General features: G+C 58.6%; 18 protein-coding genes. 7 read left to right on the top strand and 11 right to left on the bottom strand.

Annotated elements, in window-relative coordinates:
• The first annotated feature begins 129 nt into the window (after window positions 1–129).
• The gene (locus Harman_RS16355) at window positions 130–399 is read left to right on the top strand and encodes a hypothetical protein (RefSeq protein WP_137684855.1); all 270 of its coding nucleotides are present in this window, start codon (window positions 130–132) and stop codon (window positions 397–399) included.
• A 24-nt stretch (window positions 400–423) separates the two neighbouring features.
• Here the strand turns inward: Harman_RS16355 and Harman_RS16350 are convergent, their stop codons facing one another.
• Together Harman_RS16350 and Harman_RS16345 are read right to left on the bottom strand one after the other, a co-directional pair.
• A complete protein-coding gene (locus Harman_RS16350; protein WP_137684854.1) occupies window positions 424–804 on the bottom strand; it encodes a Rid family detoxifying hydrolase in 381 nt (126 codons plus the stop codon).
• A 90-nt stretch (window positions 805–894) separates the two neighbouring features.
• On the bottom strand, window positions 895–1,305 hold the full coding sequence (locus Harman_RS16345; RefSeq protein WP_137684853.1) for an EamA family transporter: 411 nt from the start codon (window positions 1,303–1,305) through the stop codon (window positions 895–897).
• A gap of 172 nt (window positions 1,306–1,477) precedes the next feature.
• Between Harman_RS16345 and Harman_RS16340 the strand changes: the two genes are divergently transcribed.
• Both Harman_RS16340 and Harman_RS16335 read left to right on the top strand, forming a co-directional pair.
• Window positions 1,478–2,728, top strand: a complete 1,251-nt coding sequence (locus Harman_RS16340; RefSeq protein ID WP_137684852.1) for an NAD-binding protein — start codon at window positions 1,478–1,480, stop codon at window positions 2,726–2,728.
• Between the two features lie 93 nt (window positions 2,729–2,821).
• Window positions 2,822–4,678 carry a BCCT family transporter gene (locus tag Harman_RS16335; protein ID WP_137684851.1) on the top strand — a complete coding sequence of 619 codons (1,857 nt, stop codon included), beginning with the start codon at window positions 2,822–2,824 and terminating at the stop codon, window positions 4,676–4,678.
• A gap of 21 nt (window positions 4,679–4,699) precedes the next feature.
• Here the strand turns inward: Harman_RS16335 and Harman_RS16330 are convergent, their stop codons facing one another.
• Complete coding sequence (locus tag Harman_RS16330; RefSeq protein ID WP_137684850.1) at window positions 4,700–5,272, bottom strand: anthranilate synthase component II; 573 nt, start codon at window positions 5,270–5,272, stop codon at window positions 4,700–4,702.
• Window positions 5,269–6,780 carry an anthranilate synthase component I family protein gene (locus tag Harman_RS16325; RefSeq protein WP_137684849.1) on the bottom strand — a complete coding sequence of 504 codons (1,512 nt, stop codon included), beginning with the start codon at window positions 6,778–6,780 and terminating at the stop codon, window positions 5,269–5,271. Before Harman_RS16325 ends, Harman_RS16330 begins: the two co-directional genes overlap by 4 nt.
• 316 nt (window positions 6,781–7,096) lie before the next feature.
• On the opposite strand from Harman_RS16325, the gene Harman_RS16320 reads away from it, so the two are divergent.
• Window positions 7,097–7,990, top strand: coding sequence for a bifunctional methylenetetrahydrofolate dehydrogenase/methenyltetrahydrofolate cyclohydrolase (locus Harman_RS16320; RefSeq protein ID WP_137684848.1), 894 nt, complete (start codon window positions 7,097–7,099; stop codon window positions 7,988–7,990).
• Between the two features lie 35 nt (window positions 7,991–8,025).
• Here the strand turns inward: Harman_RS16320 and Harman_RS16315 are convergent, their stop codons facing one another.
• Window positions 8,026–8,226: a hypothetical protein gene (locus Harman_RS16315; protein ID WP_137684847.1), complete on the bottom strand. Its 201-nt coding sequence runs from the start codon at window positions 8,224–8,226 to the stop codon at window positions 8,026–8,028.
• Window positions 8,227–8,378: 152 nt separating this feature from the next.
• Between Harman_RS16315 and epsC the strand changes: the two genes are divergently transcribed.
• On the top strand, window positions 8,379–9,242 hold the full coding sequence (epsC, locus tag Harman_RS16310) for a serine O-acetyltransferase EpsC (protein WP_137684846.1): 864 nt from the start codon (window positions 8,379–8,381) through the stop codon (window positions 9,240–9,242).
• Window positions 9,243–10,041: 799 nt separating this feature from the next.
• Here the strand turns inward: epsC and Harman_RS16305 are convergent.
• From Harman_RS16305 to Harman_RS16290, 4 genes are read right to left on the bottom strand one after another with little or no spacing between them, the layout of a single operon-like run.
• On the bottom strand, window positions 10,042–10,716 hold the full coding sequence (locus Harman_RS16305) for an ABC transporter permease (RefSeq protein WP_137684845.1): 675 nt from the start codon (window positions 10,714–10,716) through the stop codon (window positions 10,042–10,044).
• 1 nt (window position 10,717) lies between these two features.
• Entirely contained in the window at window positions 10,718–11,704 is a 987-nt protein-coding gene (locus Harman_RS16300) for an ABC transporter ATP-binding protein (RefSeq protein WP_137684844.1), read from the bottom strand.
• Window positions 11,701–12,420 carry an ABC transporter permease gene (locus Harman_RS16295; protein WP_137684843.1) on the bottom strand — a complete coding sequence of 240 codons (720 nt, stop codon included), beginning with the start codon at window positions 12,418–12,420 and terminating at the stop codon, window positions 11,701–11,703. The genes Harman_RS16300 and Harman_RS16295 overlap by 4 nt, the downstream gene beginning before the upstream one ends.
• 3 nt (window positions 12,421–12,423) lie before the next feature.
• The gene (locus tag Harman_RS16290; RefSeq protein ID WP_200830939.1) at window positions 12,424–13,377 is read right to left on the bottom strand and encodes a glycine betaine ABC transporter substrate-binding protein; all 954 of its coding nucleotides are present in this window, start codon (window positions 13,375–13,377) and stop codon (window positions 12,424–12,426) included.
• Window positions 13,378–13,554: 177 nt separating this feature from the next.
• Here Harman_RS16290 and Harman_RS16285 point away from each other — a divergent pair, with 177 nt between their 5' ends.
• A complete protein-coding gene (locus tag Harman_RS16285) occupies window positions 13,555–14,328 on the top strand; it encodes an IclR family transcriptional regulator (RefSeq protein ID WP_137684842.1) in 774 nt (257 codons plus the stop codon).
• Between the two features lie 30 nt (window positions 14,329–14,358).
• On the opposite strand, the gene Harman_RS16280 is transcribed toward Harman_RS16285, so the two are convergent.
• Together Harman_RS16280 and Harman_RS16275 are read right to left on the bottom strand one after the other, a co-directional pair.
• The gene (locus Harman_RS16280) at window positions 14,359–14,724 is read right to left on the bottom strand and encodes a Rieske (2Fe-2S) protein (protein ID WP_137684841.1); all 366 of its coding nucleotides are present in this window, start codon (window positions 14,722–14,724) and stop codon (window positions 14,359–14,361) included.
• A gap of 2 nt (window positions 14,725–14,726) precedes the next feature.
• Complete coding sequence (locus Harman_RS16275) at window positions 14,727–15,800, bottom strand: amidohydrolase family protein (RefSeq protein ID WP_137684840.1); 1,074 nt, start codon at window positions 15,798–15,800, stop codon at window positions 14,727–14,729.
• Window positions 15,801–16,207: 407 nt separating this feature from the next.
• Between Harman_RS16275 and Harman_RS16270 the strand changes: the two genes are divergently transcribed.
• Complete coding sequence (locus Harman_RS16270) at window positions 16,208–16,522, top strand: hypothetical protein (protein WP_137684839.1); 315 nt, start codon at window positions 16,208–16,210, stop codon at window positions 16,520–16,522.
• Window positions 16,523–16,583: the final 61 nt, after the last annotated feature.

The following is a 16,583-nucleotide window of genomic DNA, read 5'->3' as shown; positions in this document are numbered from 1 at the left end:
GGACCCCACCGACGGGACGCTGAGAGACGGCTCCCTCAACTACTCGCTCCGATAACAGGGTGAGTACAGTGAGAGTGACACAGTTTCGTTGCAACAATGTGGGTGCAGTGTGATTGGGGATACGGACCAATGAATCCGCGATTTCAGGACGTGAAATCGGAAGCGTCAGCCGCGCTCACCGAGGACGACCTTCGCTCGGTGTACACCGGGATCATACACGAGGACGGTCGCCACGAGTACTACTTCGGCAACGATACTGAGGAAGCGGCTGAACTCCGCGAGGCCGCAGCGATACAACTCGGAATGTTGCTGCGCGTCCTCGCGGACCGTTCTGACAGTAGCGTCGACGAACTCACGGCCCTCGCAGCCGAGCGTGCCGAACAAATGGAACTCCGATAAGACCGGGACCGAACCCGCCCGTTGTTACTCGGTGGTGGCGATAGCTTCGATTTCGACGGCTGCGCCTTTCGGAACCGCCCCCGCACCGACGGCGCTCCGGGCCGGCGGCTCCGACTCGAAGAACTCGCTGTAGGCCTCGTTGAAGGCGTCGAAGTCGTCGATGTCGTCGAGGAAGACCGTCGTTTTGAGTACGTCGTCCAGCGAGAGCCCTTCAGACTCCAGAATCGCCTCGACGTTACGGAGACACTGTCGTGTCTGGTCGGCGACCGACTCGTCGTCGAGCAGTTCGCCATCAGTGGTCAGCGGGAGCTGTCCGGCAGTGATGAGGAGATCGCCGTTCGTGGTTGCCTGACTGTACGCGCCGACCGCGGCCGGTGCCTCGTCGGTGCTGATTGCACGCTTCATGCCCGGACGTACCCGACCCCATCGCATAAATCCCGGCCGTCCCGGGTCAGCTCCGCACAACGTTCTCTGGAGCTTACCAGTTGTGTCCAGTCACTGATTGATGACGACAATCGCGGTCAGCGCCAGCCCGATTCCGGCAACCTTCGTCAGTGTCATTGACTCCCCGAAAGCAATCACACCGATGACAGCGGCGGTGATGAAGTACATCCCACCGATGGTGGATACGATCGATGTCGATCCGACAGTGACGCCGATGAACGTCGACACGACCCCGACAGCGGCCGCGATGCCGGCCGCTCCAGCGAACAACAGCCCACGGTTAGTGACCGCGAGTGAGGCGTCGGAGGCGACGACGTAGACGCCGGTGGCGACTGCTGCGGTCGCGTACGACACGAACGCCGCGGTTTCGGGGTCCATCGTACTCGATGCGATGTTGCCAAACGCGATCCAGAACCCCCAGGCGATCATCGTCCCCAGCCCGAACAGGACGGCCGCGTTCATCGGTTTAGTCTCCGGAAAACTCGATTCCAATCCCCTGTGAGTAGGCTGTGCATACAGTTATGTTTCGGATCGTATACTCGGTGCATCTGGTCACTGCTACACAGCCCGAGCCCTTGAGTTCGCTGCCCGTCCGCCGCGTGTTTTTTATGGCGACTCCGACAACACTATGGTAATGGCTAACGCGCCGGAGGATTCGACGGACAAGGCCCTAGAGGACGTGTTCTACCCGGCTGACAGGGTTCCATTCGTCGACTGGGACGAGTTCTCCGGTGCGAAGCCGACGGTGGTCCTGACCGGGGTCGTCACGTTCCTGGCGTTCGTGACCGGGCTTTCGAACCTCAGCCAGACACCATTGGTACTCGATGGCCCGCTGTCAGCAGCTGTCGATCTGCCACTGGCCTTTGTTCGGTTCGGCGGCGTCCTGTTCGCGTTCGTGCTTGGACTCGTGACGGTCGGGCTCCAGCGGCGGAAACGACTCGCCTGGCGCGTTGCGTCGGTGGTGTTCCTCGGGCTTGTACTGCTGCCGCTTGCCACGTTCCAACCCACGGATATCCCGCTATTGGTGCTAACGCTGGTCACGTACCCGTTGCTCGTCCGAAACCGCCACCGATTCGACCAGTCGCTCGGCCTCTCGCCGATTCAGATCGCGTCGCTGTCAGCGATTTTTGGCGTCGTTCTCTACGGGACCGTGGGCGCGTACGGGCTTCGAGGTCAGTTTCTCGAACTCGACAGCTGGGGCGATGCCGTCTACTACGTCATCGTCACCATCGCGACGGTCGGGTACGGTGATATCACTCCGATGACGGCGGAAGCACGGTGGTTTTCGCTCTCGATCATCCTGTTCGGGACCGGCGCGTTCACCGTCGCCGTGGGCGCGCTCATCGGACCGGCTATCGAATCCAGAATGGCGACAGCATTCGGAGTCATGACTGCATCAGAACTCACACTCCTGGAGGACCACATCGTCGTCCTCGGGTACGGAGACGTTACGGCATCGCTGCTTGAGGAACTGGGCGACGAGACGGAGGTCGTCGTCGTCACGCCCGACGAGGAAACGGTCGCGTCGCTGCAAGGCGAAGGCGTGAATCTTCTCACGGGTGACCCTACCGACGAGGGCATCCTCCGGGACGCACGTGTTGGAACCGCAAGCGGCGTTGTGGTGGGGAGTAACGACGACGCACGCGACGTGTTGGCTGTCATTGCGACGAAAAACGTCAATCCGGACATCCGCATCGTCGCAGCGGCCACCGACGAGAAACACGTCGAGAAGTTCCGCACCGTCGGCGCGGACGAAGTTATCAACCCCCGGTCTATCGGCGGCCGGCTCCTGGGGCAGTCGGTACTCGGCGGCGGCCAGACCGAATCACTGTTGGACGGACGCGGGCCGAGAGACGAAGCGGGCGGGACTGACGATTCCGAGTGAGCCGTCCCGAAGTCGTGCGATGGGTGCCTCTGCCACCCACGCGCACCAGGCTGTGGGATAGTAATATACGTATTCGATACTGAATATTGAGGTATGGCCACCTCGGACGCCAGTGGCATTGCGGAACTCGTCGGCCGGCTACTGGTACCACTCTGTGCCGCGTCCGGGGCACTCGTGCTTGCAGGGTTCTTCTTTCCGACGCTGGTCGGCGACGCCGTGACCGGCCCGGCGTGGCTCACTATCGCGCTCGTGTTTTTCAGTTCGGGACTCTGTTACATCGCCCTGCTTCCGTACTCCGAAGACAACGCCGAACCGGCCGCGGCCGACGTGCTCCTCCGAGTCCGCCGGACCGATATCCGCCAGGCCGTCCGCGGGTTCCTCACACAGCACGAGCCGGCAATCCTCGCGTTCCCGGTGCTCGTGTTCGCCGCGTTCTTCGGGCTCCAGATAGCGTTCCCGGCACGGACGACGAGCGCCGTCGACGCCGCAGCAGCCACGGTGTTACGCGACGCCGGACCGCTGTTTCTCGCCGCCGTCTTTCTCTCCGTCTGTTACTGTCTGGTCTTGTTGCTGGGGCCGTGGGGTGACATCAAACTCGGCGGTCCGGACACAGAACCGAGTTACACCTACCCGACGTACTTCACGCTGGTGTTCACTGCCGGCATTGCGGCCGGGCTGGTGTTCTGGGGACCGACTGAGGCCCTGTTTCACTACGACCAGCCGCCACCGTACGTCGGCACAGCCCCACAGTCACCGGGAGCGGTCACCGGTGCCCTGACGTACACCCTCTTTCACTGGGGCCTCTCGGCCTGGAGCGCATACGCTGTCATCGGCGTCCCGATAGCGTACTTCGCGTTCACGCGGGACGCTCCGCTTCGCGTCTCGACGGTGTTAGCACCGGTGCTCGGCGTTGACGGACTGGACTCGGTATGGGCAACACTAGTCGACATCCTGGCCGTCTTCGCCACTATCGGCGGTATCGCCACCTCGGTGGCACTGGTGAGCGAGCAGTTCCTCGCCGGTATCAACTACCAGTGGGACGTGGCAGCCGGCGATATCGGACCGGTCCTGTTCGTCGGCGGACTGACGCTGATATTCGTCGTCTCCAGCGTAACCGGGATTCACCGCGGTATCCGCCGGATCGCCGGCCTCAACGTCGTCCTGTTCGGCCTGTTCGCGCTGCTCATCGTCGCCGTGGGTCCCCGGTCGTTCATCATCAGTCGGGGGACACAGGCGATTGGGGTCTACGTGCTGGAGTTCGTCCCGTTGAGTCTCCACACGGGCGGAGAGTGGGTCGCCGAGTGGACGGTCTGGAACTGGTCGTGGTGGTTCTCCTGGGCACCCTTCGCGGGGCTGTTCGTCGCAGCGCTCTCCCGCGGTCGGCGTGTCAGGACCGTCGTGTTTACGACCGTCGTCGCAACGTCGGCGGCGACGATGGTCTGGTTCCTGTTGCTCGGTGGCACGTCGCTGTTCGTCCAGCGGACGGGGCAGGCTGACATCCTCGCCGTCATCGCGCAACGCGGCGGCTCGGAAGCCGTCGCGGGGTTCCCCCTGTTCGCGTCGCTGCCGCTTGGACAGCTCCTGATGTTCCTGTTTCTCGCGCTCATCGTCGTGTTCATCACCACCTCTGCGGACACGTCGACGCTCGTCGTCTCGGTGCTTGCGACACGTCGGGGATTCGCGCCGTCGGTAACACACATCGCCTTCTGGGGCGTCTTCCAGGGCGCGGTGGCCGTTTCAGTGCTACTCCTGGGCGGTGCTGAGACGCTACAGGCGCTGGCTGTCCTGACCGGTGGCCCCTTCGCCGTCATTTCGCTCGTTGCGGCCGGCGGACTGACCGTGACCTGGTACCGAGACGAGCGGGGGCACACGTCCGTCGTTCGACGTGTCCTCGACCGGCTCCCACACGTCCAGACACACCACGACGTGGACCCGCCCGACGAGAAGTGACCCGCCCGTCCCCTGCCGAGTTCAGGCCTGCGCGAGACCGGTACAGAAGTTTTCGACGATCTGTTTCCCGGCGTCGGTGAGGATGCTCTCCGGGTGGAACTGGACGCCGATGTGTGGTCGCTCGACGTGGCGAACACCCATGACAATACCTTGCTCGTCGTTCGTGTAAGCCGTTTCTTCCAGCGGGTCCGGAAGGTCCGTGGCCTCGACAGCCAGCGAATGATACCGGCCGACCTCGAAGGGATTGTCGATCCCGTCGTACAGGCTGGTCCCGTCGTGGCGGACTTCCGAGGGCTTCCCATGGACCACGTCCGGTGCGTGGCCGACGGATGCGCCGTGGGCCGCACAGAGCGCCTGGTGGCCCAGACAAACGCCCAGTGCGGGGTACTCCGTCTCGGCGAACACGTCGATAGACACGCCGGCGTCTGCCGGCGTCCCGGGACCCGGTGAGACGATGATACCGTCCGGATCGAGGGCACGGATTCCGGCGACATCTATTGCGTCGTTCCGACGGACGGTGACATCGTCGAACTCGCCGACGTACTGGACCAGATTGTAGGCGAAGGAATCGTAGTTGTCGATGATGAGTATCATCGCGTCCCCTCCATCGGTTCGGTCGCGGATTCGACCGCGAACGACCCCTGTTCGCCGAGCGCCTCGTCGACGGCGGTGACGAGCGCGCGGGCCTTGTCCAGGGTCTCCCGGTACTCTGCCGCCGGAACGGAATCGTGGACGATGCCGCTCCCGACGCGAAGCCGGTACTCGCCGTCGTAGTGGACGAGCGTCCTGATGGTGATGTTCAGCGTCGCTCGGTCGTCGAAACCGAAGACGCCGATGCTACCGGTGTAGGGACCGCGACGGGTTTGCTCCACTTCGTCGATAATCTCCATCGTCCGTGGTTTCGGCGCGCCGGTGATGGTCCCGCCGGGGAACACCGCCGCGACCGCCTCAGCGATACTCACGCCGTCACGTAACTCCCCTTCCACGAGGGACACGAGATGCATCACCTCCGAGTACCGGTCGACGCGGCGGTACTCCGCGACATCGACGGACCCGTACTCGCTGACCTTCCCGAGGTCGTTGCGTTCGAGATCGACCAACATTGCGTGTTCCGCCCGCTCTTTCTCGTCGCTACAGAGGTCTGCCTCCAGTTCCTCGTCTTCTTCGGGTGTCGCGCCCCGCGGACGCGTGCCGGCAATCGGCTCCGTGAGCAACTGGTCGTCATCGACATCCAGCAACAGTTCCGGGCTGGCACTGACGAGGTCGACACCGGGGAACTCAAGCAGCGCCGAGTACGGGGCGGGGTTCACCCGACGGACAGCACCGAAGGTGTCGACCGGATGGACGGCCGCCGGGGCGGTCAGTCGGTGTGAGACGTTCGTCTGGAACGTGTCGCCGTCCCTGACGTACTGTTTTATCTGTCGGACCCGCTCGGCGAATGCCGCTTCGCCGCAGTCGCTCTCGAACGTCGCCTGACTCGCTGCGATCGGCTGGGACTGGACATGTGTCTCACCGTCGATGGCGTTTTGGGCTAGCTTGTGGGCCTTCTCACGGCCGCGCTCATACGCTTCTTCGGGTGGTCCATCAACGATGGGACACGCCGTCACGTGCATCTCGACCGCACCGTCGCGTGGCTCCTCCCAGGCGGCGACACAGTCGAACACCCCCAGCTGTAGCCGTGGCAGCCCATCCGAAACGGTCGTCTCCGGGAGGTCCTCTAGCTCCCGGGCCACGTCGTACGATAGCCACCCGAAGGCACCACACGGGTACGGAACCGTACAGTCGCCCCGTTCCAGGTGTTCACGGTCGAGTAGTTCCTCGATGGCCTCGATACTCGCGCTGCTTCCGTCCCGTGTGGGCGTTGGGTCCTGTGGGACCTCGATCTGTTCGACCGGATCTACGCCGAAGTATCCCCAGCCGGACTGTCCGCCGGTTGTTTCGAGGTAAACGCCCTCAGTGTTCTCGCTCCGTGCGCGTCGGTACGCCTCGAACGGATCGGTGACTGTGACGCGCGCTTCGACCGGCACACGAGCTCCGTCCGGTGCCGCCCGTGCAGTTTCGGCGAACGATTCCTCGTCGGTGCTGAACCGAATAGTACTCATCGTACAGTCGCTCCTAAACGAGAGGTCTCTGCCTCCCAATATGGTTGTGTAGACGTTTCACCGGTCCCGACAAAAACCTTCGGTACGTCCCACCAATGACGCTACTACTGTCTATATTCCGTCTGTTTGTGGTTGCTCAGTGGACGAATATCAGGGGCTATTTCAAAGGCTGCATTATTCCACATTGCCGACTAAGCTAGCAGGGTTCGAGGCGTGTATCGAACGCGTGTCTGGTCCCGACTGCTGAGTGTGATGCAGTGTGTTCCCGCACGGAGCCGACTCGGGGAGCTACGGGCCGACAGCGAACACAGCAACTATGACCACAATAATCGACGGTAACGAGATCGGCGACCAGATCACAGACGGCGTCGCGGCGTGTACGGACACGCTCGTCAGCGAAGGTGTCACACCAGGGCTGGCGACAGTGTTGATGAGCGACGATGGGGCCAGCGAGACCTACGTCTCGATGAAACAACAGGCCTGTGAAGAAATCGGTATCGAGGGGTTCCATCGCGAAATCAGCGCCGACGAACCGGCCGAAACGCTGTTTGAAACCATCGACGAACTGAACGCCGATCCGACTGTCCACGGGATTCTCGTGCAGATGCCAGTGCCCGACCACGTGAACAAGCGGGACGTGTTGGAACGGATCGATCCGATGAAAGATGTCGATGGCTTCCACCCTGAAAACGTCGGCCGTCTCGTCGCAGGCAACGCGCGATACAAACCCTGTACACCGCATGGGGTACAGAAGATACTCGCCGAGACCGGTATCGAAACCGAGGGGAAAGACGCCGTCGTCGTCGGTCGCTCGGACATCGTCGGCAAACCGATGGCGAACTTGCTCATTCAGTACGGACCCGGCGGGAACGCGACAACGACCGTCTGTCACTCGCGGACAGACGACCTCGCAGCCAAGACCCGCAACGCGGACATCGTCATCGCGGCCGCCGGCGTGCCGGAAATGATAGACGGGTCGATGCTCTCGGAAGGCACGACGGTTATCGACGTGGGCATCAACAGGGTGGACGCTGACACCGACAAGGGATACGAACTCGTTGGTGACGTGGACTTCGAGAGCGCGAAAGCGAAGGCGGACGCCATCACCCCGGTTCCGGGGGGCGTCGGCCCACTCACCATCGCAATGTTGATGTACAACACCGTGAAAGCGGCCAGCCTGCAGTCCGGCGTCGATATTACACTTCCATAGGCTGGGACTGCTTGCCTGTCACGGGGTATGTGTCGTTACGCGGTTTCGACTTCGCCACATTCCGGGCACGTAATCAGGATCTCACCGTCAGACTGTTGCCCTTCCTCGATGACGTTGTGTCCGCTCGCACACTGTTCATGCATGTACACTTCATGGCTGTCGTGCTCACGCAACCAGATGTGACCCTCCTCCGGTGCTGAAACGATGCCGTGACAGAAGTAGCACTCGCCGTTCATACGTATTCAGTGACAATCCAGTATCAAATAACTATCTCTCCTGAGAGTGTCTGTCCGCTTTTTCAGTGTAGCTACGACTGCGAGAACATAATATAGCGGAAATTCGACAGGTCTTGTTTCAGAACTAAACAGTTGCAGCACGAAGTTGTGATATGGACTACTGCTACACCGGTGACACACACGAAGAACTGTTCGAGGCGTACCAGGCCGACGCCGAGCCGTTCCCAACCCAGACCCAGATGGAGTTCCCGCGGCGGGAACACCGACGGGCAGAGGTGGACATCCTCAAACGACTGTTCTTTCCGACCTGCTGGAACGCCGCCGCACTGGTTCGAGACGAGCTCGCTGTCTTGGACCACCTCGACACTCTCGGCGGGCTCTTCTTTGCGGGCATCAGACCGTACTCCGGATCGGACCCGGCTGCGACAGTCGCTGCTGTCATCGACCAACTCCCGGCCGTTCGGGCACGACTCAAGAAAGATGTCGAAGCCGCGTTCAAAGGCGATCCGGCGGCGAAAACGTACATGGAGATAATCCGGTCCTATCCGGGGTTCATGGCGATACTGGTCCAGCGTGTCGCACACGTGCTTTACGACGCCGGAGCCGCCGAATACGCTCGGGAACTCACAGAATACGCCAAAACCGAGACCGGTATCGACATCCATCCCGGTGCTGAAATCGGGGACTACTTCTTTATCGACCATGGAACCGGTGTCGTTATCGGCGAAACCACCACCGTCGGGGAATGGGTCCGGCTGTATCAGGACGTGACTCTCGGGGCTCTCCACTTCGAAGCCGACGAGAGCGACGAACACAGACTGAAAAAGGGGTACAAACGACATCCGGACATCGGTGACCACGTCGTTATCGGTGCGGGAACGAAAGTGCTGGGCGCTATTACCGTCGGCGACCACGTCAGCATCGGTGCGAACTCATGGATCACTGACGACGTTCCGGACGATACGAAAGTATACGTCACTGACCACCCGACACAGGAGCGGAAACGAACCGACTGATACTGTTGGCTGTAACTTCGTGAAGATATTCGCCACCCCGAGGTGGCATTATTCTTCACGTGATTACAGCCGACAGTATGAGAGCGGACCTGTTCCCGCTCGGTTTCCGAGATCCCGAAGATATCGATTATAGGGCGGCACCGGTTCCCAGCTGGCAGTTCGGACTGGAGACCGCTAATACACTCTTCTCTGTCCATGCACCACAGTCTCTCTCAGCATAACGGATCTGCCAATTTTTGCGGATACTGTGTACGGACCGTTGCGGGCTGTGATACCGATTTTATAAGTTAAAAATAACAACTGTACCAATATTAGTCCCGATGACTTACAGGCCGTACTGCCAAACTCTGACGCGGTGTCGGGAATTACTGGGTGTGTGTGCTTGATGCAGTTAGAGACTATGAAAATTGGGTGCATCACACCCCACATGAATCCGTCTGCTTATTCTTGATTGGGACGCCTGTACACTGGCTGCCGTAACGATCCAGAATAGAATATTCTTGATATTAAATACTATTAAATTGAGGTATTTACTACTATATATCAGTTTTTGAACTCGAATAGTGAACTATTAGAACCATATAATCGAATATGGTATTTGAAATGGGGAAACGTGAATTTAGTGGGGAACAGTATACGAAACGCATAGCTCATCCGCTGTTTTCACGTGGTGGTACCCGTCCGAGAGCTATCGAGGTCATCAATCACGACAACGTTCCAACCGTGTCCGTAGCGTATTGGTGGCGGGTGAGTCCGTTATCTGAGAATCGCTGGCGAATCGGGAGCCGCACAAACTCCCTTACGCGGCAACCTGACTGGAATCCGGACTCGCAGTGCCAATTCGAGACTCGATCACCGCTAAGCCGATATCCAGAGTGATCGCAAGTAGCGCTCCAGTGACTGCGCCGGCGAGAACCTGCGGCATATTGAAGAGGTTGATACCACTGATAACCCACACTCCCAGCCCCCCTCCGCCTATGAAGAACGCGAGGTAGGCGGTTCCGACATTTATCACCATACTTGTCCGAATGCCCGCAAATATCACTGGCAGCGCGAGCGGAAATCTGATCTTCGTGAGCCGTTCGTACGGCGTCATTCCCATTCCCTTTGCAGCGTTGATGGTACTCTCTTCGACATCCTCAAGTCCGGTTATCGTATTCACCAACACCGGCAACAGTGCGTAAATGAACAGCGCGACGAACGACGGGAGAAAGCCCAATCCGAGAACCGGGAACATCAGTGCGATTATCGCGAGTGGTGGAACGGTCTGGGCGACGTTCCCGATCGAAAGGATCGGGCTCTTGAGTCGCTCGTGACGGACAGCCAAAACGCCGAGTGGAACCGCGATTGCGATAGCCGTGATCTCTGAGATGATGACCAACAGCAGGTGTTCCTGAAGCAACTGCAGGAATTCGGGGAAGTTCTCCGACAGGAACTGAATGCTTTCGGCGACCGTCGATACGGCGCTTTGCATTCTACGATTCCTCCGTCGGGCCGAAGTATGAGCGAACGTGCCGTTCGGAAACCGTTCCGACTACTCTCCCGTCTCTGACGACAGGTAACGTCGGATCCTCTGACCCGAGTAACTTTGTCAGTGCCACCTGAAGACTCGCATCTGCGGGGATGGCGTAATCGTCGCCGCCGTCGGTCGCCGCCGAGATCACATCGCCATCGCCCGGTGGACGTTCCTCTCTGGGTTCCATCACCTCCTCAACGGTGGTGATCGCGAGTTGCTTGAACGTTCGATTGTCACCGATGAAGTTCTCGACGAACTCGTTTTTCGGGTTTTGGAGGATCTCCGTCGGCGTGTCGTACTGGACGATTTCTCCCACGTCGAAAATCGCGATTTGATCCCCCATCTTGAGTGCCTCGTCGATGCTGTGAGTCACAAACAGGATGGTGGTGTTAATCCGGTCTTGTATCTCCAAGAATTCGTCCTGAAGGTTATCACGGGTGATCGGATCCAGTGCTCCAAACGGCTCGTCCATCAGCAAGATATCCGGGTCAGCAGCGAGCGCTCGTGCAACGCCAATTCGCTGTTGCTGTCCGCCCGACAGCTCTCGGGGGTACTGGTCGCGGTAGTTGCCGGGGAGGTCCATCAGTTCCAGTAGTTCGTCGACGCGTTCGTCGATACGAGACTGCTCCCATTCTCTCAGCTCAGGCACTGTCGCAATGTTTTCCCCGACCGTCATATGGTCAAACAGACCGATTTCCTGAATGACGTAGCCGATATTCCGACGCAAGTCTATTCTGTCTTGTGCCATATTATCGACGCCGTCGACGTACACAGTTCCTTCGGTCGGCTCTTCGAGCCGGTTCACCAGTTTCATACTCGTCGTCTTTCCACAGCCCGACGGTCCGACGAGGACCGTCGTCGTGCCTTCCTCGACCGTGAAACTGACTTCTTCTATCGCCTTCGTCCCGTCCGGGTAGACTTTCGTAACGTTCTCGAATTCGATCATTGAACTGCCCTCCGAATGACCTGCGTGCTCACTCGTTGCTCGATTTGTTCGCCGTTCCGCAGTCGAAGCAGCTGCTCAACCGTCGCGATACCGTAATCCACGACGAGTGCGAGCACCGAGACGACGACTGTGGCGACGACGATCATCACGGTATCTCCCTGTCGGATCCCCTCGAAAATGAATTCGCCGAGCCCGCCCGCTCCGATGTAGGCCCCGACGGCGGTAACACCGACCACGATGACGACAGCGTTGCGCACGCCTGCGAGAATGATGGGAAGTGCCATCGGAATCTGCAGTCGCTGCAGACGTTGTCGACGCGTCATACCAAGTCCGCGTCCTGCGTTCTTCGTTGCCTCTTCGACGCCCGTGAGTCCGACGTACGTGTTCCGGATAACCGGCAACTGAGAGTACAGCACGAGCGTAAAGATGACCGGCGCACTCCCGATGCCGAGAAACGGAACGAGCAACCCGAACGCCGCAAGACTGGGAATCGTCATCGCAATCCCCGCGAGCCAGAGTACCGCCGTCGCCGCCTGGTCGTTGTACGTAATGAGGATTCCGAGACTGACCGCGATTGGGACCGCGATCAGGACGGTCTGGGCCGTGATGAGAATATGCTCGGCGAGCCGTGCGATGAGCTGGGTGAAGTTTTCGCGGATGAACTCTACGTACGCACTCCCAACAGTCAATCCGAGGACGAAGTGGATCAGACCCATCGTTCAGATAATCCCCTCGCTTTCCAGGAAGTCAACTGCGACCGTCTGTACGTCCTCTTCGTCGATCGCGATCCGTGCATTCAACTCGATCACCTGTTCTTCGCTCGTGAGCGCCTCCATCGGCGCGTTGAGCGCCTCTTCTATCGGTGAGCCTTCCGGAACGGCGTCCGGATGTGCCACCGGGGCGGGATTGTACGGCGCGAAGAAGGTCCGGTCGTCTTCGAGGACGACGAGGTCGTACTGCTGTATCTGTGGGTTGGTCGTGAATACCATTCCGACCTCCGCCTCCCCTTCGCCCAGAACTTGGTACGTGAGGTTCGCACCGATCTGTCGGATGTTTAGCTCCTCGGCTGCGTTGGCGAACCCATATGCTTCCACTAGCCCGGGCCATCCATCCTCTCGTTCGGCGAACTCCGGACCCAAAACAGCCGTAATATCGGTGTTACCGCTATTAATGTACTCCGCGAACTCGGAGATAGTCTCGACTCCCGTCTCTTCCTGGAAGCCGGGTCGGACCGCCAGGGCGTAGGTGTTGTTGAACGTCGCCCGTTGCAGATACCGCAGTCCGTGTTCATCGCTCAGATCTTCTTTGGCGCGCTGGTAGAGGTCCTCCGGATCACTCGGAATCTCATCGTGTTCCGGTGGTATCGTTGCGTACGCACCGGCGGTGTAGAGGTGGTAGAAGCCAGCCTCTCTGTTCTTGACTGCCTGGAAGCACTGCATCGAGCCCCCGAGTGAGAGTTCGTTCTCGACCTGCACGTCCGTGTTGGCCTTCAACGATTCGAATCCGAGGTACCCCATCAACTCGGCTTCCGTCCACTGCATCGATGCCGCCGTAACTGAGGTACCACCGGACCCTCCGAGTATCGTCCCCGTACAGCCGGCCAAGGACCCGAGTGCTGCGGTTCCAGATGCGGCTATGCCGTGTTTGAGGATATTTCTGCGTGTGAGAGTCACACTCACCCAATACGAGCCATCATATTTATAGCTTTCCCAAGTATACAGGGTATTTATACTGGAGCTATAAAACTACCCTAGCAGTTCCCAACAACCCACAGCAAATATATCACAGATATGGTGTATTCTGTAATGCCGAAGTACTTTTATATAATTCCGATGTCACTGTGTATCAAAATGACCTACGAGGCCCGAAATCCGGTGAAAGCACTGTTGACCGCAAACGAGATTATAACGGCGTTAGACGACCTTGACGGCGGCCGGATCGTCGACATCGCGTCCTACGTCGACCGTCCCCAAAGCGTCGTACACAACCACCTCAACACACTCAGGCAGCTTGAATACGTAGTCAAATCGGGAGACGAGTACGAACTGAGTCTCCGGTTTATGGGTATCGGTGAACGGGTTCGACGCCGGATCGAACTGTACGATGCCGCACACACTGAAGTCCAGAAGCTAGCCGATCAGACTGGTGAACTAATCACGCTACTCGTCGAGGAACACGGTCGCGGCATTTACTTGGACATCGGCGTTGGGAGCAACGAAATCCGATATCCGGCCGTCCCCGGCGACCGAACTTATCTCCACTGTTCGGCGGTTGGCAAAGCAGTGCTGGCGTGGCTGCCAGAAGCGGATGTGAATCGGATACTCGACGAGCACGGCCTGCCAGCCCAGACGACCCAGACAATCACCGACCGCAAACGACTCCATAACGAACTTGCTTCGATACGCGAAGACAATCTAGCCTACGATAGAGAAGAGTTCCGAGACGGCCTCAAATCGGTCGGCGCGCCTATTACGCGGCAAAACGACACTGTGATCGGAGCACTCAGCATCGCTGGCCCCGCTCACCGGATGAAAGACGAGCGGCTGGAGCGAGAACTTCCCGACCGGCTCCGCCAGTCCATTAACGTGATCGAACTGAACATCAACGAACCGAACGTGCGGTAGCCCCGGAAACGGCGTCGCTTCCCGGCACGGCTACAGCGAGACGATTATCTCCTGCTCTTCTACCTTCACCGGATGGCCGGGCAGTTTCGTGCCGTCTCGGGACAGGCAGTCGCCGCTCGGAATGTCGTACTCCCAGCCGTGCCACGGACAGTTGAGTATCTCGTCTTCCTTACACCACTCTAGATCGGTCTCTAACTCCTCTCGATCGAATTCGGCGTTTCTCGTCCCCGTGACGCTCCCCTCACAGGCTGGTCCACCTTGATGTGCACACCAGTTCGTGTACGCGTAAAACTCGCCGTCGAGCCGGAAGATCGCGATTTCTCGACCCTCTACTTCAACGAGCTTTCGTTCGCCATCCTGAATCTCGTCGACCGTCGACACAGTGTGTTCACTCATCTTTAGAGGTCCAGATTGAAGGCTTCAACCGGCGTTTCATAGAGGATTTTCTGTCGCTCTTCTTCCGAGAAGTAATGCTGTAGATACTTGTCTAACTCCTCGAGGTGGTCGAAATCCCAATGCGGGTAGTCCGTCGCGAACATCAGCAGGTCCGCTCCGAGGGTTTCGATCATTCGTTTCATATCCTCCGCACCGTTCGGTTCGCCTAACGGCTGCGAGCCGATATAAAACTGATCGCGGACGTACTCTTCGGGGGACTTCTCGAGCAGTGGGACCTCACTACGGCGCATTCGGTATATCTTGTTCATCCGATGCATCATATACGGAACCCAGCCGATTCCCGCCTCCAGGAAGACGAAATCGAGATCCGGGAACTTCGCGGGAACCCCCTCGCCGATCAGACTCGACATCGTCGCCATCTGTTGCCACGGGTGACCCAGTGTCTGGACCTCGAAGTAATTGTTGAAGCCCTTGTTGTGATGGGGGAAATCGAACATAAATTCGTCTCCGTTCCCGTGGAACACGACCGGGAGGCCGTTGTCCTCTGCGGCCTTATATATCGGGTCGTTGGACGGATCACCGAGCGGTGGGTATTCGCCGCTCGTTCCCAGATAGATGCCGACAATCTGGTCCTCGTCGCCCATTCGGTCGATTTCCTCCGCGGCTTCGGCCGGCTTTTGCGTCGCGACCGCGGCAAGTCCCAAGAAGTCATAGTCGTCCAAGAACCGATCCATCAACAGGTCGTTGTACGCCCGCATCAGACTCATCGCCAGATCGGGCTGAGAGAACTTCCCCAACGGTTCGAACGTATTGATGATCGGGTAATCGATGTTGAAATCGGACTGGAACTGCCGGATATCGGCCGGGCCAGTGAACGTCGAGAAGTGATCGTCGATTTTGCCACCCATCCGTTGATCCCAGCTACTGGAGGGAAACACCGGATGCGGGGAGTCCAGGATACTTGACCGATAGGGCTCGTCGAGATACTCAGCGATCGTCTCCTCTTCGACCGTGATGTGCACGTCTGTATCAATCACGGTAGTGTCTGCTAACGCGTGAGAGCTCGTTTGTGCCATACACCGCTTCTTTTGCAGAAGTATCATAAAACCCTTTTTCTAGCTTGCTGAGATTTCATTCATTCCGATAGAAAAATATCTGCGATGGCGGACACTATCTCATTCGACTTCGTTCTTTTTTGCGCCTGAGCAGCCCGTTTTGGTCCGTTCGTGACAACACTACGTTGTTTGGTTGCCCACGATATCTCCACAACTTCGTTACCACCACCCATGTTACACTCTAACGTGCCAAATTCGGTATGACAGAATGATTTAGACTGAATATAACAGGAGTACGTATGTTATCGTAAGAAACTCTGAAAATTCAGATAAATAATCGTCCCTGCTCTTCGGATCGGAATTCGGTAATACAGAATCCGGTTCGAACACTAACATCTACGTGTGTCGCAGTAGAATCTGGGGATAGTATGGCACACGATTATCCGGAATGGTGGGAGAAGAACGCAGCGCTCCGCGAGAAGATGGGATTGCCGGAATACGAACCGTCTCGATTTACCGACGGAGCCTACGTCCACGAAGTTATCGAGGAAATCGAAGAGGAATACGACTGTGAAGTCGAGTTGGTAAGCGAAGACCCGAACTATCCCAGTAACTGGACGTTTCGAATCAACGGCACAGCCTGTGCGGAGACTCGCCGGCATCGAGACGAGAACGGGAACAACGTGTACCAGTTGACTGCGTCGGAGTTCCGTCGACAGGTCACAGAAACGATCGAACCGTAGTTCGCAACACCGCCCACGAATCTCGCTACCGAACGATGCCGTTGTCCCCCTTTGGCCCGGT

Source organism: Haloarcula mannanilytica (assembly GCF_005406125.1).
Taxonomy (GTDB): domain Archaea; phylum Halobacteriota; class Halobacteria; order Halobacteriales; family Haloarculaceae; genus Haloarcula; species Haloarcula mannanilytica.
The sequence above is the reverse complement of the archived record's forward strand: the minus strand, read 5'-3'. Positions and strand labels throughout refer to the sequence as shown.

Excerpts from the sequence above, each read along its gene's own strand:
- Harman_RS16355 (WP_137684855.1), top strand. The coding sequence starts at position 130 with ATGAATCCGCGATTTCAGGACGTGAAATCGGAAGCGTCAGCCGCGCTC.
- Harman_RS16350 (WP_137684854.1), bottom strand. The coding sequence starts at position 804 with ATGAAGCGTGCAATCAGCACCGACGAGGCACCGGCCGCGGTCGGCGCG.
- Harman_RS16345 (WP_137684853.1), bottom strand. The coding sequence starts at position 1,305 with ATGAACGCGGCCGTCCTGTTCGGGCTGGGGACGATGATCGCCTGGGGG.
- Harman_RS16340 (WP_137684852.1), top strand. The coding sequence starts at position 1,478 with ATGGCTAACGCGCCGGAGGATTCGACGGACAAGGCCCTAGAGGACGTG.
- Harman_RS16335 (WP_137684851.1), top strand. The coding sequence starts at position 2,822 with ATGGCCACCTCGGACGCCAGTGGCATTGCGGAACTCGTCGGCCGGCTA.
- Harman_RS16330 (WP_137684850.1), bottom strand. The coding sequence starts at position 5,272 with ATGATACTCATCATCGACAACTACGATTCCTTCGCCTACAATCTGGTC.
- Harman_RS16325 (WP_137684849.1), bottom strand. The coding sequence starts at position 6,780 with ATGAGTACTATTCGGTTCAGCACCGACGAGGAATCGTTCGCCGAAACT.
- Harman_RS16320 (WP_137684848.1), top strand. The coding sequence starts at position 7,097 with ATGACCACAATAATCGACGGTAACGAGATCGGCGACCAGATCACAGAC.
- Harman_RS16315 (WP_137684847.1), bottom strand. The coding sequence starts at position 8,226 with ATGAACGGCGAGTGCTACTTCTGTCACGGCATCGTTTCAGCACCGGAG.
- epsC (WP_137684846.1), top strand. The coding sequence starts at position 8,379 with ATGGACTACTGCTACACCGGTGACACACACGAAGAACTGTTCGAGGCG.
- Harman_RS16305 (WP_137684845.1), bottom strand. The coding sequence starts at position 10,716 with ATGCAAAGCGCCGTATCGACGGTCGCCGAAAGCATTCAGTTCCTGTCG.
- Harman_RS16300 (WP_137684844.1), bottom strand. The coding sequence starts at position 11,704 with ATGATCGAATTCGAGAACGTTACGAAAGTCTACCCGGACGGGACGAAG.
- Harman_RS16295 (WP_137684843.1), bottom strand. The coding sequence starts at position 12,420 with ATGGGTCTGATCCACTTCGTCCTCGGATTGACTGTTGGGAGTGCGTAC.
- Harman_RS16285 (WP_137684842.1), top strand. The coding sequence starts at position 13,555 with ATGACCTACGAGGCCCGAAATCCGGTGAAAGCACTGTTGACCGCAAAC.
- Harman_RS16280 (WP_137684841.1), bottom strand. The coding sequence starts at position 14,724 with ATGAGTGAACACACTGTGTCGACGGTCGACGAGATTCAGGATGGCGAA.
- Harman_RS16275 (WP_137684840.1), bottom strand. The coding sequence starts at position 15,800 with ATGGCACAAACGAGCTCTCACGCGTTAGCAGACACTACCGTGATTGAT.
- Harman_RS16270 (WP_137684839.1), top strand. The coding sequence starts at position 16,208 with ATGGCACACGATTATCCGGAATGGTGGGAGAAGAACGCAGCGCTCCGC.